2 protein-coding genes are annotated in these 2373 nt (G+C 39.1%); both read right to left on the minus strand.

Features of this window, described 5'->3' with window-relative positions; translation table 11 throughout:
• The coding region (locus tag QS39_RS10530) for a pneumococcal-type histidine triad protein (protein WP_142761272.1) at positions 1 to 286 on the minus strand (286 nt) is incomplete at its 3' end.
• 162 nt (positions 287 to 448) lie between these two features.
• A partial coding sequence (locus tag QS39_RS10535; protein ID WP_142761273.1) for a pneumococcal-type histidine triad protein occupies positions 449 to 2373 on the minus strand: 1925 nt, incomplete at its 5' end.

Below are 2373 nucleotides of genomic sequence, written 5' to 3' on the forward strand. Positions count from 1 at the left end.
AAGGAACCTTGCCATTATAGTAATGATAATGGTCTCCATGAGAGGTCACATAACCTTGATCCGTAATCTTGATAACAATTTGTTCGGCGTTGATTCCCTCTCTCTTACTGACTTCATCTGGTGTCAAATTTTCTGCCTTTTGCCCAGCCTGGTCACCGTCTATATAAGCAACTCGATTAGAATCTTTCTTAACTTGACCAGCTTGGTACCGTCCAAGTTCATAGGAACAAACACTCAGGGCAAGAACTGCCACCGAACCCACCACATATTTTTTATTGATTTTCATTCTTTTCTCTTTTCTTAAGCCTATTTGATTCACCACAAAACGATGAACCGGTTAATTAACTAGTTAATAGTTTACTCTTTTTAGTATTACTTGTCAAGAATTTTTCGTATATACATAATAAAAATGAAAGCCTCTTTATCGAGACTTTCATTTTTCATTAGTTTATTTTTCTTTGCTTACAGATGTAGGATTACTACCTTTTAACAAAGCAAGTAGTTTCTCTGCTTCTGTCATGATACCATTATTATCCAAGGTTTGGAGACTTAAGTTATTTCGTAAACCAGCTAGGGTTTCCGTTGCATTGGCTTTCAAACTAGCATCTGTTACTTTAGCAAGTAAAGCTTCTGCTTCTTTGAGCTTGGCTTCTACTTTTTCAGTCTCTACTTGAGGGACTTCTGGTTCAGCAGGTGTTTCCTCTACTGGCTCTTCATCTGCTTTGAAGTTCTTATTTGGATCTTCACTGTGGTCTTTCTTACCTAAGACATGCTCGCTGGCATTGCCCCATCCATCATTAGAATGTGGACGTTCGTCAGGATGTTCAACATAATACTTAATCGTCGCAAATAAATCTTCCAAGGTATAACCGTTTGGAGCCTTGTATGAGTGATCATCAAACCAAGCAAATTTAATGTTATGGTAATGATCCTTATGAGGAATGATTAAATTACCATTTTTAATCTCAACTGTGTGCTCAACCATGTATGGAAGTCGAACGAGTGGAATTCGTTTCTCACCTTTCACACGATTGTAAATAGCCGCTGCACTATCTCCAGTTGGATTTGCTTGAGCGTCTGCATCTGGAGATGGAGGTAGGATACCTTTTTCTTTAGTATAAGATTGAGCAGCTGCTTTTTCCTTATCAGAAAGGCTATCTTTTCCAATCCAGTGACTATGACCCATATGAGGCGTTACATAGGCATCTCCTTCATCACTGATAATATCATGTTCGTCAAAAATGTAGCCATCTGAGGTTGTATACTTATCAGCTAATTGTGCAATACGGACTTCGTTTTCGGTATATTCAATTTGAGAATTTGGTTTACCAAGACGTTCTGGATGAGTAATTGGTGCTAGGAATGCTAATAAATCATCTACTAATTTTCCTTTATTAGAAGATTCATCATTCAAGCGTTCTGCTAATTTGTCTAAGGCTTGGAAATCAGAAGTACGACCCTTATTTTCAGACAAGGCTTTATGAGCCTCGGCCAATAAATTATATGCTTTATCATAAAATTCTTGGTCACGAGGAGCGACATTTTCTTTCTTCGCAACTAGGGCGTGTGTCTTTTGAGTTTTCTTAGACAAGAGATTTTCAATAGCATCAATCTTATCCTTAGCCAGGTCTTTAGCTAGAACATAACGACTAGTGCCCTTATCTTCGATAATATATCCATCACCAACTTTTCTAACAACCTGGTTGACATCAAATTCTGTCGATTTATTTTCCACTGGTGTTAGAGGTTTGGTAGTAGGGGCTGGCTTCAGAGGAGTAACACTTGGCAAGACACTGCCATTTTGTCCCTTGACGGTTATCATACGAGCCAATTTTTCTTCCAGCGGTGACATTTGTGAATAAGGAATAAAGTGATAATGGTCTCCGTGAGGCACTGCTACACCGTTAGCTGTACGTTTGATGATTTGTGCCGGATCAAAGACTAATCCATCCGATTCTACATGTCGTTCTGACAAAGATTTGGCATACAATTCACTTAAAAGTGTTGGGATATCTTCCCCTTGATTTTGATGATATGTTGGGTTGACAGTCAGGTTTGGAGTCTCTGTCAAACTTGGTTGGGCTGGTTTAGCATTATCACTACTTGGTTTACTTGAACTTGTAGCAGAATGAGAACCCTGTTTACCATTCCAATAAGCTTGGGCTGCAGCCAATTCTCCTGCTGACAAATCACTCTTAGGTATATAGTGGAAATGATTGCCATGCGGTACAACAAAAGCGTCACCTGTATCTTCAATCACATCTGTCGGACTAAAGATATACCCATCATCCGTTGTATAGGCGCCTCCAGTTCCTCGATTCGATGCCGGAGTATTGAGATTAAAGTTTGGTTTAATCGGTGAACTTGGTGTTG

Source organism: Streptococcus mitis (assembly GCF_002005545.1).
In the GTDB taxonomy this organism is placed as follows: Bacteria; Bacillota; Bacilli; order Lactobacillales; family Streptococcaceae; genus Streptococcus; species Streptococcus mitis_I.